This is a genomic window from Amycolatopsis pigmentata, assembly GCF_042684065.1.
GTDB classification, from domain to species: Bacteria; Actinomycetota; Actinomycetes; order Mycobacteriales; family Pseudonocardiaceae; genus Amycolatopsis_E; species Amycolatopsis_E pigmentata.
On the sequence record NZ_JBHUKR010000007.1, the window covers coordinates 1167745 to 1189637 of the forward strand.

At 67.8% G+C, this 21893-nt stretch carries 23 protein-coding genes and 1 tRNA gene; 12 read left to right on the forward strand and 12 right to left on the reverse strand.

Annotation, left to right across the window (positions count from 1 at the left end; genetic code table 11):
* Nucleotides 1-4: 4 nt before the first annotated feature.
* The gene (locus tag ACFSXZ_RS18640; RefSeq protein WP_378266289.1) at nt 5-253 is read right to left on the reverse strand and encodes a hypothetical protein; all 249 of its coding nucleotides are present in this window, start codon (nt 251-253) and stop codon (nt 5-7) included.
* A gap of 5 nt (nt 254-258) precedes the next feature.
* On the reverse strand, nt 259-519 hold the full coding sequence (locus tag ACFSXZ_RS18645; RefSeq protein WP_378266290.1) for a hypothetical protein: 261 nt from the start codon (nt 517-519) through the stop codon (nt 259-261).
* Nucleotides 520-864: 345 nt separating this feature from the next.
* On the opposite strand from ACFSXZ_RS18645, the gene ACFSXZ_RS18650 reads away from it, so the two are divergent.
* Nucleotides 865-1473: a LysE family translocator gene (locus ACFSXZ_RS18650; protein ID WP_378266291.1), complete on the forward strand. Its 609-nt coding sequence runs from the start codon at nt 865-867 to the stop codon at nt 1471-1473.
* Nucleotides 1474-1816: 343 nt separating this feature from the next.
* On the forward strand, nt 1817-2455 hold the full coding sequence (locus ACFSXZ_RS18655; RefSeq protein ID WP_378266292.1) for a DUF4232 domain-containing protein: 639 nt from the start codon (nt 1817-1819) through the stop codon (nt 2453-2455).
* A 106-nt stretch (nt 2456-2561) separates the two neighbouring features.
* Here ACFSXZ_RS18655 and ACFSXZ_RS18660 read toward each other — a convergent pair.
* Nucleotides 2562-2651 (reverse strand) — tRNA-Ser (locus ACFSXZ_RS18660).
* Between the two features lie 169 nt (nt 2652-2820).
* Here ACFSXZ_RS18660 and ACFSXZ_RS18665 point away from each other — a divergent pair.
* Nucleotides 2821-3876 (forward strand): NAD(P)-dependent alcohol dehydrogenase, encoded by a 1056-nt coding sequence (locus ACFSXZ_RS18665; RefSeq protein ID WP_378266293.1) that lies wholly within the window; start codon nt 2821-2823, stop codon nt 3874-3876.
* A gap of 157 nt (nt 3877-4033) precedes the next feature.
* On the opposite strand, the gene ACFSXZ_RS18670 is transcribed toward ACFSXZ_RS18665, so the two are convergent.
* The gene (locus tag ACFSXZ_RS18670; protein WP_378266294.1) at nt 4034-4768 is read right to left on the reverse strand and encodes an alpha/beta fold hydrolase; all 735 of its coding nucleotides are present in this window, start codon (nt 4766-4768) and stop codon (nt 4034-4036) included.
* Between the two features lie 620 nt (nt 4769-5388).
* On the opposite strand from ACFSXZ_RS18670, the gene ACFSXZ_RS18675 reads away from it, so the two are divergent.
* Complete coding sequence (locus tag ACFSXZ_RS18675) at nt 5389-5769, forward strand: helix-turn-helix domain-containing protein (protein WP_378266517.1); 381 nt, start codon at nt 5389-5391, stop codon at nt 5767-5769.
* A gap of 27 nt (nt 5770-5796) precedes the next feature.
* Here ACFSXZ_RS18675 and ACFSXZ_RS18680 read toward each other — a convergent pair whose 3' ends face one another.
* Both ACFSXZ_RS18680 and ACFSXZ_RS18685 read right to left on the reverse strand, forming a co-directional pair.
* Nucleotides 5797-6606 carry an IclR family transcriptional regulator gene (locus ACFSXZ_RS18680; protein WP_378266518.1) on the reverse strand — a complete coding sequence of 270 codons (810 nt, stop codon included), beginning with the start codon at nt 6604-6606 and terminating at the stop codon, nt 5797-5799.
* Nucleotides 6607-7220: 614 nt separating this feature from the next.
* Entirely contained in the window at nt 7221-7433 is a 213-nt protein-coding gene (locus tag ACFSXZ_RS18685) for a winged helix-turn-helix domain-containing protein (protein ID WP_378266519.1), read from the reverse strand.
* A gap of 315 nt (nt 7434-7748) precedes the next feature.
* Here ACFSXZ_RS18685 and ACFSXZ_RS18690 point away from each other — a divergent pair, with 315 nt between their 5' ends.
* Nucleotides 7749-8384 (forward strand): phosphoribosyltransferase, encoded by a 636-nt coding sequence (locus ACFSXZ_RS18690; protein WP_378266295.1) that lies wholly within the window; start codon nt 7749-7751, stop codon nt 8382-8384.
* Nucleotides 8385-8393: 9 nt separating this feature from the next.
* Here the strand turns inward: ACFSXZ_RS18690 and ACFSXZ_RS18695 are convergent, their stop codons facing one another.
* On the reverse strand, nt 8394-9089 hold the full coding sequence (locus ACFSXZ_RS18695) for a TetR/AcrR family transcriptional regulator (protein WP_378266296.1): 696 nt from the start codon (nt 9087-9089) through the stop codon (nt 8394-8396).
* A gap of 123 nt (nt 9090-9212) precedes the next feature.
* On the opposite strand from ACFSXZ_RS18695, the gene ACFSXZ_RS18700 reads away from it, so the two are divergent.
* Complete coding sequence (locus tag ACFSXZ_RS18700; RefSeq protein WP_378266297.1) at nt 9213-9662, forward strand: nitroreductase/quinone reductase family protein; 450 nt, start codon at nt 9213-9215, stop codon at nt 9660-9662.
* Between the two features lie 43 nt (nt 9663-9705).
* Here ACFSXZ_RS18700 and ACFSXZ_RS18705 read toward each other — a convergent pair whose 3' ends face one another.
* The 3 genes from ACFSXZ_RS18705 to ACFSXZ_RS18715 all read right to left on the reverse strand — a co-directional run bounded on the left by ACFSXZ_RS18705 (nt 9706) and on the right by ACFSXZ_RS18715 (nt 13769).
* Nucleotides 9706-11538 carry a multicopper oxidase family protein gene (locus ACFSXZ_RS18705; protein ID WP_378266298.1) on the reverse strand — a complete coding sequence of 611 codons (1833 nt, stop codon included), beginning with the start codon at nt 11536-11538 and terminating at the stop codon, nt 9706-9708.
* 290 nt (nt 11539-11828) lie between these two features.
* Nucleotides 11829-12590, reverse strand: coding sequence for a protein phosphatase 2C domain-containing protein (locus tag ACFSXZ_RS18710; RefSeq protein ID WP_378266299.1), 762 nt, complete (start codon nt 12588-12590; stop codon nt 11829-11831).
* A gap of 342 nt (nt 12591-12932) precedes the next feature.
* On the reverse strand, nt 12933-13769 hold the full coding sequence (locus tag ACFSXZ_RS18715; RefSeq protein WP_378266300.1) for a hypothetical protein: 837 nt from the start codon (nt 13767-13769) through the stop codon (nt 12933-12935).
* A gap of 244 nt (nt 13770-14013) precedes the next feature.
* Here ACFSXZ_RS18715 and ACFSXZ_RS18720 point away from each other — a divergent pair, with 244 nt between their 5' ends.
* Nucleotides 14014-14565: an RNA polymerase sigma factor gene (locus ACFSXZ_RS18720; protein WP_378266301.1), complete on the forward strand. Its 552-nt coding sequence runs from the start codon at nt 14014-14016 to the stop codon at nt 14563-14565.
* 12 nt (nt 14566-14577) lie between these two features.
* On the opposite strand, the gene ACFSXZ_RS18725 is transcribed toward ACFSXZ_RS18720, so the two are convergent.
* Nucleotides 14578-15744 carry a pyridoxal phosphate-dependent aminotransferase gene (locus ACFSXZ_RS18725; protein ID WP_378266302.1) on the reverse strand — a complete coding sequence of 389 codons (1167 nt, stop codon included), beginning with the start codon at nt 15742-15744 and terminating at the stop codon, nt 14578-14580.
* A 29-nt stretch (nt 15745-15773) separates the two neighbouring features.
* Here ACFSXZ_RS18725 and ACFSXZ_RS18730 point away from each other — a divergent pair, with 29 nt between their 5' ends.
* The gene (locus ACFSXZ_RS18730) at nt 15774-17057 is read left to right on the forward strand and encodes a DUF445 domain-containing protein (protein WP_378266303.1); all 1284 of its coding nucleotides are present in this window, start codon (nt 15774-15776) and stop codon (nt 17055-17057) included.
* A gap of 69 nt (nt 17058-17126) precedes the next feature.
* Here ACFSXZ_RS18730 and ACFSXZ_RS18735 read toward each other — a convergent pair whose 3' ends face one another.
* Nucleotides 17127-17588 carry a CGNR zinc finger domain-containing protein gene (locus ACFSXZ_RS18735; protein ID WP_378266304.1) on the reverse strand — a complete coding sequence of 154 codons (462 nt, stop codon included), beginning with the start codon at nt 17586-17588 and terminating at the stop codon, nt 17127-17129.
* 86 nt (nt 17589-17674) lie between these two features.
* Between ACFSXZ_RS18735 and ACFSXZ_RS18740 the strand changes: the two genes are divergently transcribed.
* The 4 genes from ACFSXZ_RS18740 to ACFSXZ_RS18755 all read left to right on the forward strand — a co-directional run bounded on the left by ACFSXZ_RS18740 (nt 17675) and on the right by ACFSXZ_RS18755 (nt 21691).
* The gene (locus tag ACFSXZ_RS18740; protein ID WP_378266305.1) at nt 17675-18049 is read left to right on the forward strand and encodes a VOC family protein; all 375 of its coding nucleotides are present in this window, start codon (nt 17675-17677) and stop codon (nt 18047-18049) included.
* Nucleotides 18050-18153: 104 nt separating this feature from the next.
* The gene (locus ACFSXZ_RS18745) at nt 18154-18678 is read left to right on the forward strand and encodes a PadR family transcriptional regulator (RefSeq protein ID WP_378266306.1); all 525 of its coding nucleotides are present in this window, start codon (nt 18154-18156) and stop codon (nt 18676-18678) included.
* A complete protein-coding gene (locus ACFSXZ_RS18750) occupies nt 18675-19415 on the forward strand; it encodes an ABC transporter ATP-binding protein (RefSeq protein ID WP_378266307.1) in 741 nt (246 codons plus the stop codon). The genes ACFSXZ_RS18745 and ACFSXZ_RS18750 overlap by 4 nt, the downstream gene beginning before the upstream one ends.
* Nucleotides 19412-21691, forward strand: coding sequence for an FtsX-like permease family protein (locus ACFSXZ_RS18755; RefSeq protein ID WP_378266308.1), 2280 nt, complete (start codon nt 19412-19414; stop codon nt 21689-21691). Before ACFSXZ_RS18750 ends, ACFSXZ_RS18755 begins: the two co-directional genes overlap by 4 nt.
* Nucleotides 21692-21893: the final 202 nt, after the last annotated feature.

The following is a 21893-nucleotide window of genomic DNA, read 5'->3' on the forward strand; positions in this document are numbered from 1 at the left end:
CCGGTTAAAGTCGCGCCTGATAGCCGTCGATCAGCTCACCGGCCGCGCTGAGGCGGCCGGCGTCTTCTCGAAGCCCCTCCGTGGCGCCTTCGAGCTCGGGCGGCAGCCAGGGCTCCGCCTGCGCGTAGGCCGTGACAATCGTTTCGCGTGCCTCATCGAGCAGCTCCACCGCACGGTTGGTGTGTTCGGTTGCCTCGGCCAGTTTCGCACGGAAAGCGCCCAACTGGGCCTGCAGTTCCGGGAGGGAGTACATCCGGTCTACAGACGCTGCGCGTACGACTCTGCGGACTGGATCGCCGCCTGGATCGAGTTCTGCTGGCCGCTGATGCCGTTCGCCGCCTCCTGGAGCATGCCGTGCGCCTGCGTGACCTCCGGCTGGCTGCTGCCCGCGGTCACCTGGCCCAGAATCTGCTGAGCCTCTTCAAGTGCCCGCTGGGCCTGCTCGAGTGCGGCGAGGCCGGCGTTGCACTTCTCCTTCGCCGTCATGATCCCAGCGCGGATGTCTTCCACTCCCGCCATCGCCCGGGTTCTCCTTGGGTAGTACCAGTGGGTGTCGTCAATAAACTATCGGTAGACCAGGTACCCACTTGAGTCCGGCCTGCTACGACAACGGAGTGAAATACGAGCTCAACCTACCTACGCTAGCCCATTCGGAGCAGGCAGTGGGCGTCACCCCGAGCCCGGATGGAGTGACGCGTGGTCGCGTGCCATGCGCTTCGACGACAGGCACGACGGAAAAACTGAGCCCACTATCCTGCGGCGGATGGACGCGTCCCTGCCCTCGACTCCTCACCGCCAGGCATTCGGGGCAAACCTCCCACGGACAAGCGGATGGACGCGGCGTCGGCGGTTAACTTCCGTCGCATGACCAACTGGGTTGGGTTCGTTCCCACGGCTCTACTCGTCTCGCTCATCCCGGGCGCGAACCAATTACTCGGTCTGAGCAACGCGGCGCGCTACGGCGCCGCTCACGCCCTTGCCGGCATCGGCGGCCGCCTCGCCGCTTTCGTTGCCCTCATCGCGCTTGTCGTCGCCGGCCTCGGCACGATGCTGGCGGCCTCGGCCACCGTGCTGACCGTGATCAAGTGGGCAGGCGTGGTCTACCTGCTCTGGATCGGGATCGCCGGTCTGCGGCAGGCCTGGCGGCGACGCGACGTGTCCGGCGCGGCCGGGGGGCCGCGCGGCGGCAAGGGGCCATGGGCGCTGGCGGTCAACGAATTCGTCGTCGCGATGGGCAATCCCAAGGCGCTGCTGCTGTTCGCCGCACTACTTCCCCAGTTCACCAGCAGCGGCCACGGGCTTGCCCTGCTGGGCGCGGCCTACCTCGGGGTCGAATTCGTGGTCGGGCTCGGTTACGTGGCGATCGGCAGCGGCATCGGAGCCACTGGAATGTCGATACGCACCCAGCGGCGGGTCGATCTCGGCGTGGGCATTTGTTTCGTCACGCTGGCGGGCCTTCTCGCGGCGGACTGAGGAAGTGCCTCGGAAATGTGGGGTCGCGATCGTGCCGAAGGCCGTGCCCGGTCGACTTGCCCGAACTTCATCCGCATATGCCCAAAATTACTTCCTGGGCTCAAAATTGGTACTCGTTCGGGTGCCGGTTCGAATACTCCTGCCGCGCGGCAGAAACCCGTCCGCTGGCGTGCGAACATATGTCTAGCTGCGAAAACATACTCAGATGGATGATGGGGGTGACTCGTTGCATTCGGGTGATTCACATCACAACTGGACACCCTTTCGCCTTGCCGAACATCTTTTCCTATGCGAGGTCGGGCTGAGCATCGAATAACTGGAACGACTTATCAAAGGGGACGAAATGAATGTCAACGGCACGATTCTTCGGCGTGGTGCGGCTACCGCTGTCGCGGTCGGCGCGATGGTGGCGGCGCTCGGGGCGTGCTCGGCGGGTGGGCCGCAGAGCGCCTCGGCGGCCGGTGGCGTGGGGGTCGCCCCGGCGGCCGCCCAGTCGGCTCAAGACGGTGCCCAGAACGCGATGGGCATGGCTGACGATGTCGACCACCCCGGTGTCGCTCATGCCGGGAACAAGATTCCCTGCACGACACTCGCGGTCAGCACCGCCGACCCGGAGCCCGTCGGTGACGGCAGTGCGCAGTGGCGGTTGCCGATCGAGTTCACCAACCAGACCGACGCCACCTGCTCGGTGCGTGGCTTCCCCGGGGTTCGCCTCCAGGGAGGCGACGGCGAAACGTGGGACCTGACCCGGACCGATGCCAAGATTTCCCCGGTCGTCCTTCAGCCGGGGCAGCACACCGAGGCCTCTCTGACCTTCCTCCCCGACCAGTCCGCCGACGGCTGGAAGGTTCTGACCATGGCGGTGACCCCGCCCAACACCACCGACACCCAGATGGTGAACTGGCCGCTCGGAAAGATCGTGAGGCAGGACGGCGCGACACACCCCGGCACCTACATCGACCCGGTTCACGTGGCCGGGTGACACCACGCTGCGTACCTGCCTGAAACGGCGATCGAGACCCAAACTGAGACGGACAGCAGAACGCCGGTCACCACTTACCCACGGTGACCGGCGTTCTGCTGGTAGCTGGCGGAGGATACGGGATTCGAACCCGTGAGGGCTGTTACACCCAACACGATTTCCAATCGTGCGCCTTAGGCCGCTCGGCCAATCCTCCGTGGAAGAGGGTACAGGAGGAACACCCCGAGGCCGGTACGGGGTGGCCGCCGACCAGGCCCTGTCGACACGATCGCGGGGGCGCGCAAGGCCGCGGAGGCCGCAGGGTGGCGAAGGGTGGCGTCGCGGCGCGATGCTGGAGGGGACGTGTCGCGAGCACGAGGTGGGATATGAAGGCATTGCGTTTGCCGCGGTGGAAGTCCGAAGCCGAACTCGTCGAGGTGGAGGAGCCGACGCCGGGACCGGGCCAGGTGGTCGTGCGGATCGGTGGCGCGGGGGCCTGCCACTCCGATCTTCACCTGATGCACGACTTCGACGAGGGCACGCTGCCCTGGGCACCGCCGTTCACACTGGGCCACGAGAACGCCGGCTGGGTGCACGCGCTGGGGACCGGAGTGGCCGGGCTGGAGCCGGGGCAGCCGGTCGCTGTCTACGGCCCCTGGGGTTGTGGCAGCTGCGCGCGGTGCAGGCTCGGCATTGAGACCTACTGCGAGAACCCGGCCGGTGCGCCGATTCCCGGCGGGGGCGGGGGTCTCGGTCTTGACGGCGGGATGGCCGAATTCATGCTGATTCCCGACGCGCGGTTCCTGGTCCCGCTGCCCGACGGGCTGGATCCGGTGACCGCGGCGCCGCTGACGGACGCGGCGCTGACCCCCTACCACGCCGTGCGCCGCTCCTGGCCGAAGCTCGCGCCGGGAACCGCGGCGGCGGTCGTCGGGATCGGCGGCCTGGGGCACATGGCGGTCCAAATCCTCAAGGCCACCACCGCGACCACGGTGCTCGCCGTCGACTCCCGGCCCGAGGCGCTGGCCGTCGCCGAACGAGCCGGTGCGGACCGCACCTTCCTGGCCGGTGACGGGACGGCCGAGGAGATCCGGGCGGCCACCGGCGGCAGGGGCGCGGACGTCGTCCTCGACTGTGTGGGCAGCGACACGACGCTGGCGCAGTCCGCCGCCGCGGCCCGGACGATGGGCGACCTCACGATCATCGGCCTCGGTGGCGGGACGCTGCCGGTGTCCTTTTTCGGCGTGCCCTACGAACTCTCGGTGCAGACGACCTACTGGGGCACCCGGCCGGAGCTGATCGAAGTCCTCGATCTCGCCGCTCGCGGGCTGATCCGGAGCACCGTCACCACCTTTCCGTTGGAGCGGGCCATGGATGCCTACCGGCAACTCGAAGCGGGCGAACTGGTCGGGCGCGCGGTCGTGGTGCCCAACGACGGCTGACGAACGAGTCGCGTGAGGCCGGTTTCCTGAACGATTCCCGCCCTCCATTTTCCACAGTGGACAAGGAGGACAGAGCGATGCCCGGTGACAATAAGTCGTAATCGGTCACCTGGTGTGCGTTCGGTGGAAACGGCATAGGACCGCTCGGGGCGGCGAATCAGGCGCTCTTCGGTACCCTTTCATTGCCGGGGTCCGTCGGTTTCGGGACCGCAAGGTCGCGGACGGCGGCGATGACGTCGGGGTGCGCGGCGAGTGTGAAATGTCCGGCGCCGTCCGTTACCACGTTGCGTACGCGCAGGTCGGGATGCTCGAGCCGGCTGTTGCGGGCGGGCAGGATCAGCGCGTCCGCGGTGCCGGAGAAAACCACGAAACGCGTGGTGCATTCCGGCGCGGGTTCGGCCAGTTCCCGGAACAGTTCGCTGCCCGGACGGAGTTGACGCACCAGCGGCACCGTGCACAACAACCACGCCGTCATGGTGCCGCCGTGCGGGGTCGCGATGGTCACCGTGGTCTGGACCCGCCGGTGACCGTCGAGCCGTTGCACGTAATACCGGGCGATCAGGCCGCCGAGACTGTGTCCCACCAAATCCACTGTGGACACTCCGGTGACCGCGCACAGTTCTTCGATCTGTGCCGCCAGCCGTGCGGCCGCCGTGCGCAGGTCCCCGGTCAGTGGGCTGTAACCGAACGACACGACCGGCCGGGGAAGCGCCCGCTTGAGTTCGGTGAAGACGGCGGTGTTGTCCGCGAGACCCGGAAGAACCACAATCGGCCGTTCGAGTGTTTTTTGTTTCATATCGGAAGCAATCGTCCACCGGCGCCCGATAGCCGCCGGATAGCGTGCGACATGCGTCATCACGCCGGTGATCTCCCCCAAGACGGCTCGCAGCATCGCGCACCTCCCTCCATCGAGAATAGACGCAACAGACGACATTCCCGTTACTCTTCGCTGTTTGCCAGGCTAGAGTGGGAGGGAAGCGATATCCAATCGTTGCCCGAGTTCCGCGTGAGACGGCCCTGACACCGCTCGCCCCGGCGAGTCGTACCTGTGATCGGGGCCTATTCCCGTGTGACCGGCGAAAGTGTGGTGATCACTGTGGACCTTTCCCAGGCGGCCGAGTTCGACGACGCTCGCCGCCGCCCTTCCCGCGTTCGCCGACGGCAGCCCGGAAAGCGGCGAGCGCGCCAGGGTCGAACCAAAGTGAGCGCTTATTTCGGCTGTGGGTCGACGGGGGCGGATATCCGGGATCCGCGCCCGGGCGGCACCGGAAATCGTGCACCGTCGCCAATCCGGCGGCAGACATGGCGGAAACGGGCGTCCGCAAGCAGGTTGACGGTGGACCGTGTCCGCCCCCTTTCGGCCGGATTGGTAACATGCGGTATGGCTCACCCAGCCAATATAGTCGTTGATTTCAGTCAAATTTGCCGGGTCTGGAAAAACGTCTCGCGACACTCTGCCGAGCAATGTGGTCCAGCAGTAGCGTCGGCGCTCGAATCGGACCGGAGGGGTTGATGGTGGAGCCGAATTGGGATGCGGTCGGAAAGGCCGTCCGAGAACGCATGATTCAGCTTGGCCTGTTGCAGGAAGAAGTCGCGCGCCGCTCCAACATCGCACCCGCGACCATCCGGGAGATCGAATACAACACCGTGCAGCGTCGGCGCGGCAAGCGCACGCTCAGGGCGTTGTCGGCCGCTCTGGATTGGCATGAGGATCACCTCGAGGCCATCAAGAACGGCGAGACTCCGCCCGAGCGTGTGATGCCGGGCCAGGACCCGGGAGAGGTGGCGGCCGGAGCCGCGAGCGCCGTGGAGGCGCTGCGCGAACTGGTGGACCGTGTCACCGAAATCGAGAGCATGGTCCGCGACCTGCACCGGAAGGTGTACGGCGGCTGAGCATCCCGCCCCGGAACGCCATGTGCGTCAGCCCGGCGTCTCCATCCGCTGCGCGCCGGCCACCGGATTGGTGGTGATGCCGGAGGCCAGGTCCATCAGTGTCCGCGCCACTCTCTTGGCGTCGGCGAGCGTGAACCGTGAGGATGGGCCGCTGACGCTGAGCGCCGCCGGGAGGTGGGTGCCCAGCAGCGGTGCCGCGACGGAACGCCCGTCCTCCTCGTGTTCCCGGTCGTCGATCGCATAACCCGAACGGCGCACTTTGGCGAGTTCTTCGAAGAACTCGTCGATCGTGTCGATCGTGTTGGACGTCCGCTTCACGAGCCCGGTTTGTTTGACCAGGTCGCGGACCCGGTCGTCGGGCAACCGGGCCGCGATCGACTTGCCGAGCGCCGTGCTGTGCACCGGAACTCGTTCACCGCGCGCGGCGGCCAGCCGGACGCCCCGCCGGCTTTCCACGATATCGATGTGGATCACGTGATCTCCGTCGAGAATCCCGAGGCTCGCCGTTTCGCCGAACTCGTCACGCAGGTAGTCCAGTGAGGGGCGGGCTCGTTCTCGCAGGATTTCCAGATGTCTTGACTGCATGCCGACGAAACCCAGGCCGAGCCGGAAGACGTTGCCGTCCGTGCCTCGTTCTACATAACGATGGTTTTCCAACGTCCATAGGTAGCGGAACGCTGATGACTTCGGCAGTCCAGTGGTCTGCGCCACCTCGTTCAGGGTGATTCCGTCGACCGACTCCTGTAACTGGTTCAGGATCAGGCAGACGCGTTCGACCGCGCGAACCGAGTAGTCACGCTCCAGTTCGCACGTATCCGTGGAATCGGGGTTACGGATGCTTCTCACACCAAACGCACCTCATTTCGTTAGCCGTTGTCGGCGATTGGCAGCACACTACCGCCGTTTAAGGTTTCCTGTCAGCGTCCGGTATGGCGTTCCGGTGCGGGCGAGATGTTGTTCAGAACGCAGGTATTCCGTCCTCCGGCGCAGCGTGACCTCCTCCACCGGCGGAAGTCGCCACGCCGACGCGGGGGCGGTGGCGCCCTCCGGCCGACTCTGAGGAAGAGATCCCTTGACGTCAAAGGGGAAAACAGTGCTGTGCATGCGCTGGCCCGCCCGCCGTGCGCCGGCCACGGGAGGCCGGCGCACGGGTTCTGGGAGCGATACCAGGACGGAGAATCGTCGCTCGCGCGTATTCCATTCTCCGGGTTCCGGGCGCGGACCTATCTTCGCCCGGACGGCCGGATGCCCGACCGTGAAAATTTCAGCATCCGGTACGCGAAAACCATCTGCCGTACCTCGGGTCCCGGTGTTGGAGACCGTACTTCGCCGATGCGACCGAAGCCGGCCTGGATGGTCCGGACATTACCTGTCGATGTCGGGCACACGGCCGTTCCTCGCGCACGCGAAGCGTGCCGGGCGGTGCGTTCGCTCGTGGGACGACGAACGAGTCAGTAGTCATGGGTCTCCCTCCTGGGCAACGTCACGAAAGTGCCTTTCGACCGCAGCGTGATGACCAGGCCCCGTTCGCGGAGGAGTTCGGTCGCCCGGCGTGCCGTGCCGAGCGATACCCCGTACTCGTCCGCGAGCCGGCGCTCGGCGGGCAGCGGTTGATTGGGTGGCAACTCGCCCTCTTCGATCCTGGCGGCCAGGTGGTCCGCCATCCGTTCGTAGATGTATCCCGGAGTTTCGCCGGGTTCGAATTCACTTATGGGCACGGCGATAACGGTAGAACCGTGCTGAACTGCCCAAATTCTCTGGTCGCAATGTGCCGCGACCCGTAGCGTATGTGCGCAATGCGAAATTGCTGCCACTCGAATGGGTAATTTCGTCTGGTGGTCTTTCATGTCGGGGTGTGGCGCGGTATCAATTGGGGTTCTCGTCTTTCGTGCCCGGGTGGGAATCGGTTCGGCGGGTGCCGGAGAGACGGGGCGCGCCGAGCCTGGTTGACCAGTGGCGCGTGCGGGTAGCCACGCACCATGAACCGGCTGCGACCTTTTCCCGATCGCCGTGTCGCCGGCCTTCACCTGGGCGAATGCCTGCGCGGGCGGGAGTGGCACGATCCGCTGGTCCTGGGGCTGGCCCGAGGTGGCGTGGTGGTGGCGCACGCCGTGGCGGAGACGCTCGACGCACCGCTGGACGTTCTGGTCGCGAGGAAGATCGGTGCGCCAGGACATCCGGAGTTCGGAGTGGGCGCGGTGACCGCGCGAAGTGACCCGGTCTTCGACGAACGCGGATTGGCCGCCCTGGGCCTCACGCCGTCGGACCTGGCCGGAACCCGCGACGAGGAACAGGCGGAGGCGTGTCGCCGGGAAGCGGTCTATCTGGACGGGCGTGGCCCGCTACCCCGCGCGGGCCGGGACGTGATCGTGGTCGACGACGGATTGGCCACCGGTGTGACCGCGACGGCGGCGCTGCGGGAGGTCCGCGAAGACCTTCCCCGCACGCTCTGTTTCGCCGCGCCGGTCGGGAGTCCGGATGCCTTCGACGTCATCGCCGGGGACGCCGACGAGGTGATCTGCCCACTGCGGCCACCGGATTTCCGTGCGGTCGGGGAGTGGTTCACCGATTTCCGGCAGATCACCGACGAAGAAGTCGTCGCGTTGTTGGGATGACGACGTGGTTCACGCCTTCTTGGCGGGCAGGCCGATCAGATCGGCCATTTGCTCGGCCGAGTAGTCGAAGAACCAGTCGGCGGGTTCGACGACTTTGTTGTATTGCCCGAACAGCTCGAGGCCGATCGCACCGAAGAGTTGCGTCCATGCGATCAGCAACCGCGCGATGTCGGCTTCGGAAAGCCCGGCGCCCAGGTGTGCGGCGAGGATTCGAGCCTGCTCTTTGAGCTTCGCGGGCAGAGCGGGGCCGGTTCGGGCCGGCGTGAGGGACGCCGAGCGAACGACCTCCAGAAGTGCCAGGGCGACCCGCCCGGCCGGTGCGATGGTGTCCTCAGGGGCGCGGTAGCCGGGCACGGGAGAGCCGTAGATCAGGGCGTACTCGTGCGGATGCGCGCGTGCCCATTTCCGCGCACCGCGCCAGATCTCGCGCCACCGTCCGCGGGGCGACTGCCCGGGTCCGGGATCGGCGCCCTCGGCGGCTTCGCCGAGGGCGTTGTAGGCGTCGATGATCAGCGCCGTCAGCAGGTGGTCCCGGCTCGGGAAGTACCGGTAGAGCGCCGAGGAGACCATGCCCAGTTCGCGGGCCACCGCGCGCAGGGACAGGCTGTGCGCACCGGCTTCGCCGAGCTGGCGCCGGGCTTCGTCCTTGATCTCCTGGGTGAGTTCGGCGCGGGCACGTTCGCGAGCGGTCCGGATCGCTGTCATGCGGACGAGTCTGCCACCTTTGTGAGCGCCAGCCAAATTCGAGATCAGTGCTCTTGACAGGTGCGCACCGATGGAGTTCACTGTTCTCAAGCGAGAGCACTGATCTCACAATGGGAGGACCTGATGAACGAGACCCGCTACATCACCACGTCGAACAAGGCCGATCACCTGTTCAACCGTTCCGTCGCCTGGCTGGCGAAGCACGGCGTCAGCCTGATGGGCACCCGGCTGCTGGGCGTCCGGGGACGCAAGAGTGGCGAGCTCCGCTCCACACCCGTGAACCTGATGTACTTCGAGGGCGAGCGCTACCTCATCTCCCCGCGTGGGCACACACAGTGGGTGCGCAACCTCCGTGTGGCCGGTGAAGGACAGCTCGTCCTCGGCCGGCGCACGGAAACGTTCCGCGCGATCGAGTTGACCGACGAGGAGAAGCCGCCTCTGCTGCGCTTCTACCTCAAGAAGTGGGCCTGGGAGGTCGGGCGGTTCTTCGAAGGCGTGGACAAGAACTCCCCGGATGAGGTGGTCCGTGGCATCGCGCCGGGTGTTCCCGCCTTCCGCATCACTGCCGACTAGCGGGGTCCCTTCGCCAGGACCGGCGAAGGGACCCCACCTGGGGTCAGTGGCCGGAGTGACCCGAGCCGCCGTGGTGGAGGTGGAAGCGCGCCACCTCGGGCGGGTGCACGACGAACGGGCGCATCATGCCCTCGTCTTCGTGGTCGAGGATGTGGCAGTGGTACATGAACTCGCCGGTGGCCCCGGCGAACAACCCGGCCACGCTCACCCACTCACCGGCCTGCACCTGGAAGGTGTCCTTCCAGCCCTCCTCGTACCGCTCGATCGGCCTGCCGTCGCCCGTCACCTTGAGCGGGGTGGTCGTCCGCCCGGCGGACACGTCGAAGCCGTCCACGTTGCCCTGAGCGGTCCGCGTGAAGGCCCTCCGGGTGAGGATCTGGTACTCGATCATGTGCATGTGCATCGGATGTGTCGGCCCGCCGAGATGGATCAGGTTCCACACCACCCACCGGCCATGCTTGAGGAAGAAGGTCGTCCCGTCGTCGAAGAGGTTCGCGACCATCCGGAACGTCCTGACGTTGCCCGTCGCCGGGTCGGTGAGCTGGATGACTCCCTCGCCGTCCGGCTCGGTGCCGTCGGTCACCTCGCCGAGCTCCCACAGTTGCGGATGCCCGTCCCCGGCCGTGCCCGGCGGGACCAGCGCCACGAAGACGTGGTCGTGGTCCTCCGGCACGGTCGTTCCGTGCTGAAGCCGCACATAGGACGTGGAAAGCTTCTCCGGCAACGTGAACCGGTCGTTCCGCGTCCGGCTCTCCACCCGGAACTGCATCGCGTCGGGCTCGGTGCCCTGTGCCCCGGTGTCGGTCAGGCGCAGGTTCTCGCCGGTGAACCGCGAGAAGTCGATCAGGACGTCGGCCCGCTCGGACGGCGCCAGGACCAGGCCGCCGGCCGGCACCGGCGCGGGGGCCGGCAGCAGTCCTCCGTCGGTGCCGATGATGCGGACAGCGTCGTTGTGCGCCGTTCCTCCGTCGTCGATCAGGTTGAGCCGGTAGAAGCGCGAGTTCGACGCGTTGAGCACCCGGAACCGGTACCACCGGGCGGACACGTCCAGGTACGGCCAGATGATCCCGTTGACCAGCGTGAACGGGCCGCTGAACGGGATCAGCGCGCCGCCGAGGGCAGGCACCTTGTACAGCAGTTGCCCGGTGAGCGCGCCGGTCGCCGGGTCGGTGTCGAGATTGCGGTCGGTGAGGACGAGCGGCACCTCCTGCGCGCCGCCGGGGAGGCCGAGCGCGTCTTCCTCGGCGTCACGGATCAGGTACATCCCGGCGAGACCGGCATGGACGTTGAAGCGCGTGACGGCCATCGCGTGATCGTGGTACCACAACGCGGTCGCCTGCTGGGCGTTCGGATATTCGGTCAGCTGTGCGTGCCCGCGCAGCGTGGCGTTGTGCGCCCAGCCGTCGTTCCCGCCGTTGGTGAGCGCCCCGTGCAGGTGCGTCACGGTCCACGGCGGCAGGTCGGTCACTCCTTCGATGATCGAGACGCCGTCGGCCAGGCTGCCGTCCGGCTTGCGGTAACCGGGTGAGCGGGTCGGGGCGAGCACGTCGGGCGGGACGACCGTCTGCTGGACCGCGACCAGTGGAATGGTGCCGTCGATGGTGTTGCTCCAGGCCACCCGGAGCTGCCTGCCCGCGCGCACCTCGATGGTCGGCCCGGGAAACTGCCCTTCGTAGGTCCAGAGTTCGGTTTCCGGAAGCTGTGCGTGCAACCGCATCCGTGCCCGGGTCATGGTCACGGTGATCTCGTCCTGGTGAAGCCACGAATGCGGCCTGATCACCGGCGGAACGCGCAGCGGGTCGCGAAACTTGTCCAAGCCCCAGTTCGGCCCGGACGGCACGATCGCCGGTGCCGGTGCGGTGACGACTTCGGTCATCGGGTCCCCTCCAGATTCGGTGTTTTCGGGCAGGGGAGAACCACATTCGCCGCGAGCACGGCGAGCGCACAGGAAAACGCCGCGATACGGTGGTGTCCGTTACCAATCCGACGGCAGCCACGACGGAAGCGGGTCCATACCGCCGATTCGGTCGTGGACCGCGCAAATCGAAGCGTTGATCCCCCTCGTGAAACCCCCCAGTTCCATGATCGCCAAGTGCCCCCTCGAAAAGCGCTCGGCTATGGCCAGTGTAGAGGTTTTTCCGGCCGAGGTCACAAGAATTCGATCCGTTACCGGAAATCCACCATGACCAGGGCCTGGTCGTCGTGCCGCTTGGAGCGGGGCCAGCGTTCGCCGTGCGGATCGGCGTTTTCCGCGGCACGCACCGCCTCCAGGACGGCGAAAACCCCTCGGGTACGGGCGATTTCGAGAGCGCCGGGCCAGTCGAAGATCCGATAGTCGTCGACCCCGTCGGACACGCCGTCGGTGGCCAGGAAAACGCTTTCGAGAGTGCCGGCCGGCCAGCTCCGGCGCATCGCGTGACGGGCCGCCCCGGGGTCCGCCTCCGCCACCCAGAATCCGCCTTCGGTGTTGCGCCGGGCGTAGACGTCCTTTTCGTTGATCAATTTTCGTTGCCGGCGCAAGGAAGCCAGCCGTCCGTCGGCGAGGACCTCGTAGCCCGAGTGTCCGAAAGCGACAATCGGGCTGTCGGCGAGAACGAGCCCGTCGATGCGATCTTCCGTCCAGCGCAGCATCGCCACCGTGCTGGACGGGGAGTCGCGGGGGCGTAATCCGTGCTCGCGGACGACGGCGGAAATGGCACCGCCGAGCAGGTCGGCGAGGTCCCCGTCGGGGCTCGCGCGCAGGGCGTCGGCGAGCCGTTCGGCCAGCTGCCCGGCGTACCAGCCGCCGAGCGCCCGGGTGGGATCCGGGGAGGTCGCGCCGTCCAGCACCAGCACGGCGTTGTCCAGTAACGCGACACGGTCCTCGGTGGGTCTCGGCTTTCCGTCGAGACCCACCCCCGGTTGTTCGGCGACTTCGATTTTCGGCACCGAACGACCATACGTCGCGTCAGTTGAGCGGCCGGCGCGCCGGATGAGTGACTGCGTATTCCAGGGAGTCCATCCGGCGCGCCGGCCGCGGATACCGCGGGCCGGGCCGGCACCGCCCCTCGACGTGCCGAAGAGCCCGCGGCCGGGCTCGCGCGACGGGACGGTGAAGCTCCCACTCGGCGCGGTGAGCAGGAGAACCCGGCGCGGTGCCCGTTCGGTCCCGGTGCGCGGTGCGCGTTCCCCGGGACCATGCCCCACCCGGCCGGACGCGGTCGGCCGGAGCGGGATGCCAGGAAGTCGATCTTGAAGGTCACGGGTCACCGGCCCGTGACCTGGGAAGGGTCAGTCCGGTGACGTTGCCGGCAGTGCCGATTTCCTGGCAGGCGCCAGGACCTTTCCACTGGTCACCGGGCCCGCGGGCCGGCGATCGGCGGCCCCGGTCTTGCCACCGGGGACGACGAAGGGCTGCTTCCCGCCACCTGCCTCGTGCGGGGCGCCGACTCCCATGACGTGGTCGTCGCTGCGCCCCGGGGCCGGAGCGGGTGTGTTCCCGTTGGCTCGCTGTGACGCGGTCGGCGGGTCGGCCTCGCGCGGCGACGGTGCCGGCCGGGCACCCGCGTTCACGATCGGGTGAGACTGGGCGGCCGGTGCGGGCCGCTGCGGGGTGACGCCGACGTTCACCGGAGCCGGTGGTGGTGCGGTGTTCGCCCGCGGTACGGACGAGGGAATCCCGGATTTCCGGGATGTGGACGAGTCCGGCGGAGGGGGATCGGACCGGTCCGTGACGGGCGAATCGGCGGCGCCGTCCGGCCGGGGGACGACCGCCGAGACGGCGGCGGTGACCTGCGTCGCGACGTGCTCCACCGTGCCGGTCAGCGCGGTGAGGTGGGTCAGGCCGCTTATCTCACCGAGCGTGCCGGTGAGCGTGGTGAGCAATTGCGGTTCGGCCGACGTTGGCCCGTCCGGGGTGGGCGAAGGGGCGGTTTCCGCGGCGGACGCGGTGAACGTGCCGAGTACCAGACCGACCAGCCAGGCCGCGGCGGCGAACCCGGCGGTCAGCAGGAGTCGGCGTGCCAGCCGCGCGGCTGGGTGCCCGGCTCCCGGGTCCCGCACCGCCACCACCACCATCCGCGCCCACGACATTTGCCGGCTGTTGTCGAGCCGATCTTGTTGTCCCATTGTTTGACCAGGTCACGCCCTTTGCGAGCCGGTCATCTTTCTAGCATCGCCGGCGAGTGTTTCACCTCTAAAGCGTTCTATCCACCCCAGACGGCCGAACACGCCCACCGTCTTGCCTCCCAGTAGAGACTATTTGATCACGGAGGGTGAGCGTGAGTACAACTACGCATCTTGGCCTTCCCGAGGATCTCGTGCGCATCACGTGACGTCCCAATCGCCGAATGTGAGCGGAAGGGAAAACGTGGTGACCGAATCCGAACTCGGCGAATTGATCGCCCGCGCGCTCGACGGCGATCAGGGCGCTTGGCGGGTTCTGGTGAGCGGCCTGTCCGCGCTGGTCTCGATGGTCGCCCGGGCGCACCGGCTCGGTGAGGCCGACGTCCGGGACGTCTGCCAGAACACCTGGTACACGCTGACCCAGCACCTCGCGGACCTGCGCGAACCGGCACGGCTGGCCGGCTGGCTGAGTACCACCGCGCGGCGGCAGGCCCTCCGCGTCGTGACGGCACGGCGGCGCGAGGTCCCGGCGGACGATCTCGACCCCGGCGCCGGCGCGACCTCCCCCGAGGCGACCGTCCTGGCGGCCGAGCGAGACCGCGTCCTCTGGCAGGCCGTCGCCCGGCTGCCCCAGCCGCACCGCGACCTGGTGCGGCTGCTGGCAGGCGAACCACATCTGACCCATGCCCAGCTCGCCGCGCGCCTCGGCATCCCGCCCGGCAGCATCGGACCGCTCCGTCGCCGGGCACTCGACCGGCTCCGCCGTGCCCTCACCGCTCAAGGCTTCGACCATGCCTGATCGGGTGTCCGGTCAAGAAAGCTTGTGGAGCCTGGTGATCGCCTCGTCAAGGACCTCGTCGGTCTTACAGAAAGCAAAACGCAGAAGATGCCGCCACTCGGCCGGGTGGTCTGTGAACACATTGACCGGAACGGCGGCAACCCCGACCCGTTCGGGCAATTGCCAAGCGAGTTCGGCGGCGTCGGTGAAGCCGAGTGGCCGCACATCCGCGCAGACGAAGTAGGTGCCCGCGGTCGGCCGGACCGCGAAGCCCGCCTCGGACAATCCCGCCGACAGCCGGTCGCGTTTGGTCTCCAGCGCGGTGCGCAGCCCCGCGACCCAGTCCAGTTCGTGGTCGAGGGCGTGCGCGACCGCGGGCTGGAGCGGACCGCCGGAGACGAAGGTCATGAACTGCTTGGTGGCCTTGACCGCGCCGACCAGCTCGGGCGTCGCGCAGACCCAGCCGATCTTCCATCCGGTGCAGTTGAACGTCTTGCCCGCGCTGGAGATCGACACGGTTCGCTCGCGCATGCCGGGAAAGCCCGCGAGCGGCAGGTGCACGGCGTCGTCGAAGACCAGGTGCTCGTAGACCTCGTCGGTGATCGCGATCAGGTCCTCGGCGACGCACAACTCGGCCACGGCGGCCAGTTCCGCCGCGGTGAACACGGTGCCGGTCGGGTTGTGCGGCGAGTTCACCAGGATCGCGCGGGTGCGAGGGCCCGCCGCCGCGCGCAGTCCGTCGAGGTCGAGGGCGAAGCGGCCGCCCTCGCCCTCGACCAGCGGAACGACCCGCCGCTGCGCGCCCGCCATCGCCACCGCGGCCGCGTACGAGTCGTAGTAGGGCTCGACGACGATCACCTCGTCGCCCGGCTCGACGAGCGCGAGCAGCGCGGCCGCGATCCCCTCGGTGGCCCCGGCCGTGACCAGGATCTCGGTGTCCGGGTCGTATTCGAGGCCGTACCGGGCGCGGTGGCGGGCCACCGCGGCACGGAGTTCGGGACGGCCCGGCCCCGGCGGATACTGGTTCGCGCCGCCGTAGAGCGCCTGGTTCGCGGCATCGAGCATGCCGGCGGGCCCGTCGGTGTCGGGAAAGCCCTGGCCCAGGTTGACCGCTCCGGTGCGGACCGCGAGCGCGGTCATCTCCGCGAACACGGTCGAAGCGAACGGGCGCAGGCGAGGGACGAGAGCTGGTACGCGCATAATTCCCGATCCTTGAGGACAATGGCCATGTGGAGCAACTGACGCCTGCCGACCCGCCCGGTGGCCTCGCCAACGAGGAGGCCAAGCGGCGTGGGCTGCGCAAGATGAAACTGGTGGCGCTGTCCTTCCTGCTCGGGGCGACGGTCGTGTTCCTGCTGACGAGCTGGGCGCAGTCGGCGGGCTGGCCGGCCTGGGTGGGATATCTGCGCGCGGCGGCGGAGGCGGGCATGGTCGGCGCGCTCGCGGACTGGTTCGCGGTCACCGCCCTGTTCCGCCGCCCGATGCGGTTGCCGATCCCGCACACCGCGATCATCCCCAACAAGAAGGACCAGCTCGGCGGCAGTCTCGGGGAGTTCGTCGGCACCAACTTCCTGTCCGAGCAGGTGGTACGCGACAAGCTGCGCAGGGTGGAGCTCGCCCGCAGGCTCGGCGGCTGGATCGCGCGGCCGGACAATGCCGAACGCACCACGTCCGAACTGGCGAACGTGATGAAAGGCCTGGTCACGGTCCTCCGCGACGACGACGTGCAGGCCGTGCTGGAGCAGGCCATCCTCCGCCGCGTGGTGGACCAGCCGTGGGGCCCGCCGTTGGGAAAGCTCCTGGAGCAGGTGTTCGCCGACGGCGCGCATCACAAGATGGTCGACCTGATGTGCGACCGCACCTACGAGTGGGTGCGCGACAACCACGCGACCGTGCTCCGCGTGGTGTCGGAACGGGCCCCGAGCTGGTCACCGAAGTTCGTCGACGCGATGCTCGCCGACAAGGTCTACGGCGAGGTGCTCTCCTTCGCCTGGGCGGTCAAGACCGACGTGAACCACCCCATGCGGCTGGCGCTCGACAAGTTCCTCACCGAGTTCGCGCAGGACCTGCAGAAGGACCCGGAAACGATGGCCAGGGCGGAGGCGGTCAAGGAGCAGATCCTCGCCCACCCCGACGTGAAACGGCTGATCGGCTCGGCCTGGAGTACGGCCAAGAGCATGCTGCTCACGGCGGCCGAAGACCCCTCCAGTGAACTGCGGCGACGTGTCCGGGAGGGGCTGCGCTCGCTGGGGACGAGGCTGGTCGAAGACGACGCGATGCGGGCCAAGGTGGACGGCTGGGTCGAGGGCGCGGCCGTCCACCTGGTCACCAACTACTCCCGGGAGATCACCACCATCATCACCGACACGGTGGAGCGCTGGGACGCCGAGGAGACCTCCCGCAAGATCGAGTTGCAGGTCGGCCGGGACCTCCAGTTCATCCGGATCAACGGCACCGTGGTGGGCTCGCTCGCCGGCCTGCTCATCTACACCGTCGCCCAGCTGCTGTTCTGAAGTGGGGGTTGTCCACAGAAGGGCGAGTTATCCACAGCCCCGATTGTGGGTAACTCACTCGTGGGTAACTCATTCGGGTGAATGCGCGCGCTTGCGCCAGCTCCGCGCCTTCTCCCGGTTGCCGCAGACGCTCATCGAGCACCAGGTTCGGGACCGGTTGCGCGACTGGTCGTAGAAGGCCCAACGGCAGTCGTCGGCCGGGCAGATCTTCACCCGCTTCCAGTCTCCGAGGACGGCCAGGCGTGCGGCCGCGGCGAGTACCGCGCCGACCGCCCCGGTGGCGACCAGCGCCGGACCCTCGGGGCCCAGTTCGACATCGATCGCCGCGCGCACCGCGCCGGCGGCGGCGTCCGGGTCACCGGCAGCGGCGCGCAGCGCGGTCCGGACGCCACGTGCCTCCTTCGAGGGCGAGGGCATGAGGCCGCGCTCGGCCGTCCAACGTCGCCAGGCCTGCTCGTCGGCGAGCACGTCGGTGTCGTCCTCGACATCGAGGGTATTGAGAAAGTCCACCACCAGGCGCGGGTCGTCCACATAACCAGTGTAGGAGGAATACCGGTTGCGACCCTCTCACGTAACTTCCATACTTGGTTGACTGGTTACTGAGAAAGGGGTCGACGATGACCGGTTCTTCAGCCGTTCCCGAGTACGGAGTGGTGGTCTTGGATTGCCCGGAACCCACGAAACTCGCCGGTTTCTACGCCGCTCTGCTGGAGTGGCCCGAACCCGAGGCGAGCGAAGACGGCGAGTGGGTGACGATCACGGGTCCGAAGGGGGCGAAGATCGCCTTCCAGCGCGTCGAGGGCTACCGGCCACCGGAGTGGCCGGGGCAGGACGCGCCGCAGCAGGTGCATCTGGATCTCTACGTCGGTGATCTCGACGCCGGCAGCGGTCGCGCCGTCGAACTCGGGGCGAAACCACTCGACAGCTCGCCGGAAACCTTCCGGGTTTTCGCGGATCCGGCGGGGCACCCGTTCTGCCTGTGCCACTGCTAGGCGGCATAGATCGGGGTTTCTGAAAACCCCAGGTGAAACGCTATGAGCCGGGACTATACACATGGTGTAGACGCAGCTATGAACCATGTGTATAGTCCTCGAGCATGTCAGTTGGACACGTCTTGCTCGGTCTCCTGGAAACCGGGCCACGTCATGGATACGACCTCAAGCACGCGTACGACGCGCGGTTCGCGGTCGACCGTTCCCTGCACTACGGGCAGGTCTACGCGACCCTCGCCCGTCTGCTGCGCAACGGCCTCGTCACCGAGAGCGGAACCGAGCCGGGCAGTGGCCCGGAACGCAAGAGCTACGCGATTACCGACGCCGGCGTCACCGACGTCGAACAATGGCTCGCCACCCCGGAAAAGCCCGAGGTGTATCTGCAGAACACGCTTTACACCAAGGTCGTGCTCGCACTGCTCTCCGGTCGTGATGCCGCGGACGTCCTCGACGTCCAGCGTGCGGCACACCTGAAGACCATGCGGGAGCTGACCAAGCGGAAGACCGACGGTGATCTCGCCGATGTGCTGGTCTGCGACCACGCGCTGTTCCACCTCGAAGCGGATCTGCGCTGGCTCGAACTGACCGCGGCCCGCCTCGCCGACCTCGCCGAGGCGGTGCGGCGATGACCAACACCCAGTCCGCGCAAGGGAACCACGCGCCCTCCGGCGCTACGCGGAGAGAAGCTCCGCGGACTTTGTTGTCCGCGCTCGGCCTGACGAAGTCGTTCGGGCAAACCCCCGCGCTCGTGGACGCCGAGTTCGCGATCAAGCCTGGCGAGGTGGTCGCCGTCATGGGCCCCTCGGGCTCCGGCAAGTCGACCTTGCTGCACTGTCTCGCCGGCATCATCAGGCCCGACGCGGGAACGGTCACCTACGCCGGTGAAGACCTCTTCGCGCTGTCGGACGAACGCCGGACCTCGCTCCGGCGTGGTGAGTTTGGTTTCGTGTTCCAGTTCGGCCAGCTCGTGCCCGAACTGAGCTGCCTGGAGAACGTCGCGCTCCCGTTGCGCCTCGGCGGCATTCGCCGGAAGCAGGCCGAGTCCGCGGCCAAGGAGATCATGGGACGCCTCGACATCGCCGATCTCGGAGCCAAGCGGCCCGGTGAGGTCTCCGGCGGGCAGGGACAGCGGGCCGCGATCGCGCGGGCACTGATCACCGGACCGAAGGTGATCTTCGCGGACGAACCGACCGGGGCGCTGGATTCCCTCAACAGTGAGCTCGTCATGAAGCTGCTGGTGGGAACGGCGAAAGAGGTGAACGCGGCCGTCGTGCTGGTCACCCACGAGCCCAGGGTGGCCGCGTACTCGGACCGCGAGGTCGTGGTCCGCGACGGAAAGACCCGCGCGGGGATGGTGCCCGCATGACAGGCGCGGTACCCGGGTCGAGGACCCGAAACACCTGGGCGAGCGATGTCGTGCTGGGGGTGCGGCTGGCGGTGGGGAGTGGCCGCACAGTGAAGAGTTCGCTGGTGCGGCTGGGTCTGGTCACGATCGGGATCGGCCTGTCCACGGCGGTGATGCTGTTGCTCGCCGCGGTGGTGACCGGGCTGTCCCACAGCAATGATCGCCTCGACGCGCGGGCGCCGGTGCAGGCCGCCGCCGGGCAGGGGGCACCGCTGCTCGAGGCCGAGCGGTTCATGACCTACGGCGGCACTCCGGGCATCAATGTGATCTACCTGGAGCCGCTGACGCCGTCCGCGCCGGTTCCGCCCGGGCTGCGCGTGATCCCGGCTCCCGGTGAAATGGTCGTGTCGCCCGCGCTCGCCAAAAGCCTGAATTCGGACGGGCATCTTCGCGCCCGGTTCGACCAACAGGTCGTGGGGACGATCGGTTCCGACGGCCTGCAAGGCCCGGACGAGTTGTGGGCGTATGCGGGCGCCACCGGTCTGAAGGATCACGGCGAGGCCATATCCGGGTTCGGTGGAGCCGCCTCTCTCCACATGGAGGGCCCCGTGATCTTTCTGGGGGTTCTCGGTGTGCTCGTGGTGCTGATCCCGTTGCTGGTGTTCGTGGCGTCCAGCAGCCGGATCGCGGGCGCGGAACGAGAGCGCAGGCTTTCCGCGCTCAGGCTCGCGGGTGCGTCCTCACGGCAGGTGCACCGGATCGCGGCCGCGGAAACCCTCGTCGGTGCGGCAGCGGGCGAGCTGCTCGGTTTCGTCGCCTTCGCCTTGGTCCGGCCATTCGCGGCGCATGTCGGCATTGCCGGGATCACCGTGTTTTCCGATGATTTCATGCCTTCTTGGCCGCTCGTGCTGCTCGTACTGGTGATAGTGCCGCTGATCGCGACGGGCTCGGCGTGGCTGGGGATGCGCAAGCTCGTGGTCGAGCCGTTGGGCGTGGTGCGCATGGGCAAAACGGCGCGGCGGCGTGCGTGGTGGCGGCTGCTCTTGGTCGTGGCCGGTGTGGTGTTCCTGGTGCCGGACAAGGTGTTCGGCGTCGACGGAGGTCCGAGCCAGAAGACGCCCTTCCTCGTCGTGGGAGCGGCGCTGCTGCTGATCGGCCTACCCACGCTGATGCCGTGGCTCACCGAAAGGGTGGTCTCGCAACTGCGCGGCGGGTTTCCGGCCTGGCAACTCGCTGTCCGCCGGCTACAACTGGACAGCGGCACACCGAGTCGCGTGGTGGCGGGCCTCGTCGTGGTGGTCGCCGGGGTGATCTCACTGCACATGCTGCTCGACTCGGCCGATGCGAGCAACGCCGCCCAGATCAGCCGGGCGGCCGATGCGCAAACCATGCGGGTCAACATCGAAGGCGGCGACGAAGCGGCCGCGCTCACCCGCCTGCGTGCGCAGCCGGGCGTGCAAGGCGGCGACATCGAATATCGCGGTGTGCTGAAGGGCGACCATTCGTATGGCCTGCTGGTCGCGCCGTGCTCGGCGCTGCAACGGGCCTACCAGGTCTCCGACTGCGTTGACGGTGACGCGTTCGTCGCCGACGGAATCAAACCGGGTCAGACCTTTTCGGTCGCGGCCGACTACGGCTCCAAGTCGACCGGAAGCCGGTTCACCGTACCGGCGAACGCTACGACACCGGCGAAGATGTCACGGGAGAACTGGGAAGACGTGGCTCTGACCCCAGCCGCTGCGGCGTCGATGAACCTTTCGGCGCTCCAAGCCTGGGTGGCCCTTCGGCTCTCCTCTGATCCCGGCGCCGCGGAGCAGGTTTACGCGGCAATGGCGCCGTGGCAATGGCGAGCTGATGTGGGTTCGAGCGAGATCGCGGGGTCCGCGGGCGGAGACAGCTATATGGCGGAGTTCAAGGCACTCCTGTCCACGGGTGCCCTGCTGGCGCTTTCGCTGGCCGGCGTCAGCCTGCTCGTCATGACCATCGGTCAAATCAGCGAACGGAGGCGCCCCTTGGCGGCGATGAGCGCCGGTGGTGTCCCGCGTGGGGTGCTGGAACGGTCACTGTTGTGGCAGAACGCCATTCCGATGTTCTTCGGTGTGCTGGTGGCCGTGGGCGGCGGGATCGGGGTCGGCCTGCTGACCGAGCGGATGATCGGCGGTCCCAAGGCGACGCTGGACTGGAGCTTCATCGTGACACTCGCGCTGGCGGCGGTCGTGCTGGTGCTTGCGGTGACCGCGGCGACGCTGCCCAGCCTCCGGTCCGTCACCAGGGTGGAGACGCTTCGGGCGGAGTGACGGCCGGCAAGTGGAAGGGGCCCACCGGGGACGCACCGGTGGGCTCCTTTCTTCTGCCGTCACCGCTTCCGTGGTCGTGCGCGCCGGGTGCGGCCGTCACCGCGCGGCCGCCTACGGTAGTGCGGATCACACCCGATCGGGTGCAAGCAAGGCGCTTGCAATAGCTAGCGCTGACGCGTACCGTGGGAACTGTCGGAAGGGG

Excerpts from the sequence above, each read along its gene's own strand:
- ACFSXZ_RS18640 (WP_378266289.1), bottom strand. The coding sequence starts at position 253 with ATGTACTCCCTCCCGGAACTGCAGGCCCAGTTGGGCGCTTTCCGTGCG.
- ACFSXZ_RS18645 (WP_378266290.1), bottom strand. The coding sequence starts at position 519 with ATGGCGGGAGTGGAAGACATCCGCGCTGGGATCATGACGGCGAAGGAG.
- ACFSXZ_RS18650 (WP_378266291.1), top strand. The coding sequence starts at position 865 with ATGACCAACTGGGTTGGGTTCGTTCCCACGGCTCTACTCGTCTCGCTC.
- ACFSXZ_RS18655 (WP_378266292.1), top strand. The coding sequence starts at position 1,817 with ATGAATGTCAACGGCACGATTCTTCGGCGTGGTGCGGCTACCGCTGTC.
- ACFSXZ_RS18665 (WP_378266293.1), top strand. The coding sequence starts at position 2,821 with ATGAAGGCATTGCGTTTGCCGCGGTGGAAGTCCGAAGCCGAACTCGTC.
- ACFSXZ_RS18670 (WP_378266294.1), bottom strand. The coding sequence starts at position 4,768 with ATGCTGCGAGCCGTCTTGGGGGAGATCACCGGCGTGATGACGCATGTC.
- ACFSXZ_RS18675 (WP_378266517.1), top strand. The coding sequence starts at position 5,389 with ATGGTGGAGCCGAATTGGGATGCGGTCGGAAAGGCCGTCCGAGAACGC.
- ACFSXZ_RS18685 (WP_378266519.1), bottom strand. The coding sequence starts at position 7,433 with ATGGCGGACCACCTGGCCGCCAGGATCGAAGAGGGCGAGTTGCCACCC.
- ACFSXZ_RS18690 (WP_378266295.1), top strand. The coding sequence starts at position 7,749 with ATGAACCGGCTGCGACCTTTTCCCGATCGCCGTGTCGCCGGCCTTCAC.
- ACFSXZ_RS18695 (WP_378266296.1), bottom strand. The coding sequence starts at position 9,089 with ATGACAGCGATCCGGACCGCTCGCGAACGTGCCCGCGCCGAACTCACC.
- ACFSXZ_RS18700 (WP_378266297.1), top strand. The coding sequence starts at position 9,213 with ATGAACGAGACCCGCTACATCACCACGTCGAACAAGGCCGATCACCTG.
- ACFSXZ_RS18705 (WP_378266298.1), bottom strand. The coding sequence starts at position 11,538 with ATGACCGAAGTCGTCACCGCACCGGCACCGGCGATCGTGCCGTCCGGG.
- ACFSXZ_RS18715 (WP_378266300.1), bottom strand. The coding sequence starts at position 13,769 with ATGGGACAACAAGATCGGCTCGACAACAGCCGGCAAATGTCGTGGGCG.
- ACFSXZ_RS18725 (WP_378266302.1), bottom strand. The coding sequence starts at position 15,744 with ATGCGCGTACCAGCTCTCGTCCCTCGCCTGCGCCCGTTCGCTTCGACC.
- ACFSXZ_RS18740 (WP_378266305.1), top strand. The coding sequence starts at position 17,675 with ATGACCGGTTCTTCAGCCGTTCCCGAGTACGGAGTGGTGGTCTTGGAT.
- ACFSXZ_RS18745 (WP_378266306.1), top strand. The coding sequence starts at position 18,154 with ATGTCAGTTGGACACGTCTTGCTCGGTCTCCTGGAAACCGGGCCACGT.
- ACFSXZ_RS18750 (WP_378266307.1), top strand. The coding sequence starts at position 18,675 with ATGACCAACACCCAGTCCGCGCAAGGGAACCACGCGCCCTCCGGCGCT.
- ACFSXZ_RS18755 (WP_378266308.1), top strand. The coding sequence starts at position 19,412 with ATGACAGGCGCGGTACCCGGGTCGAGGACCCGAAACACCTGGGCGAGC.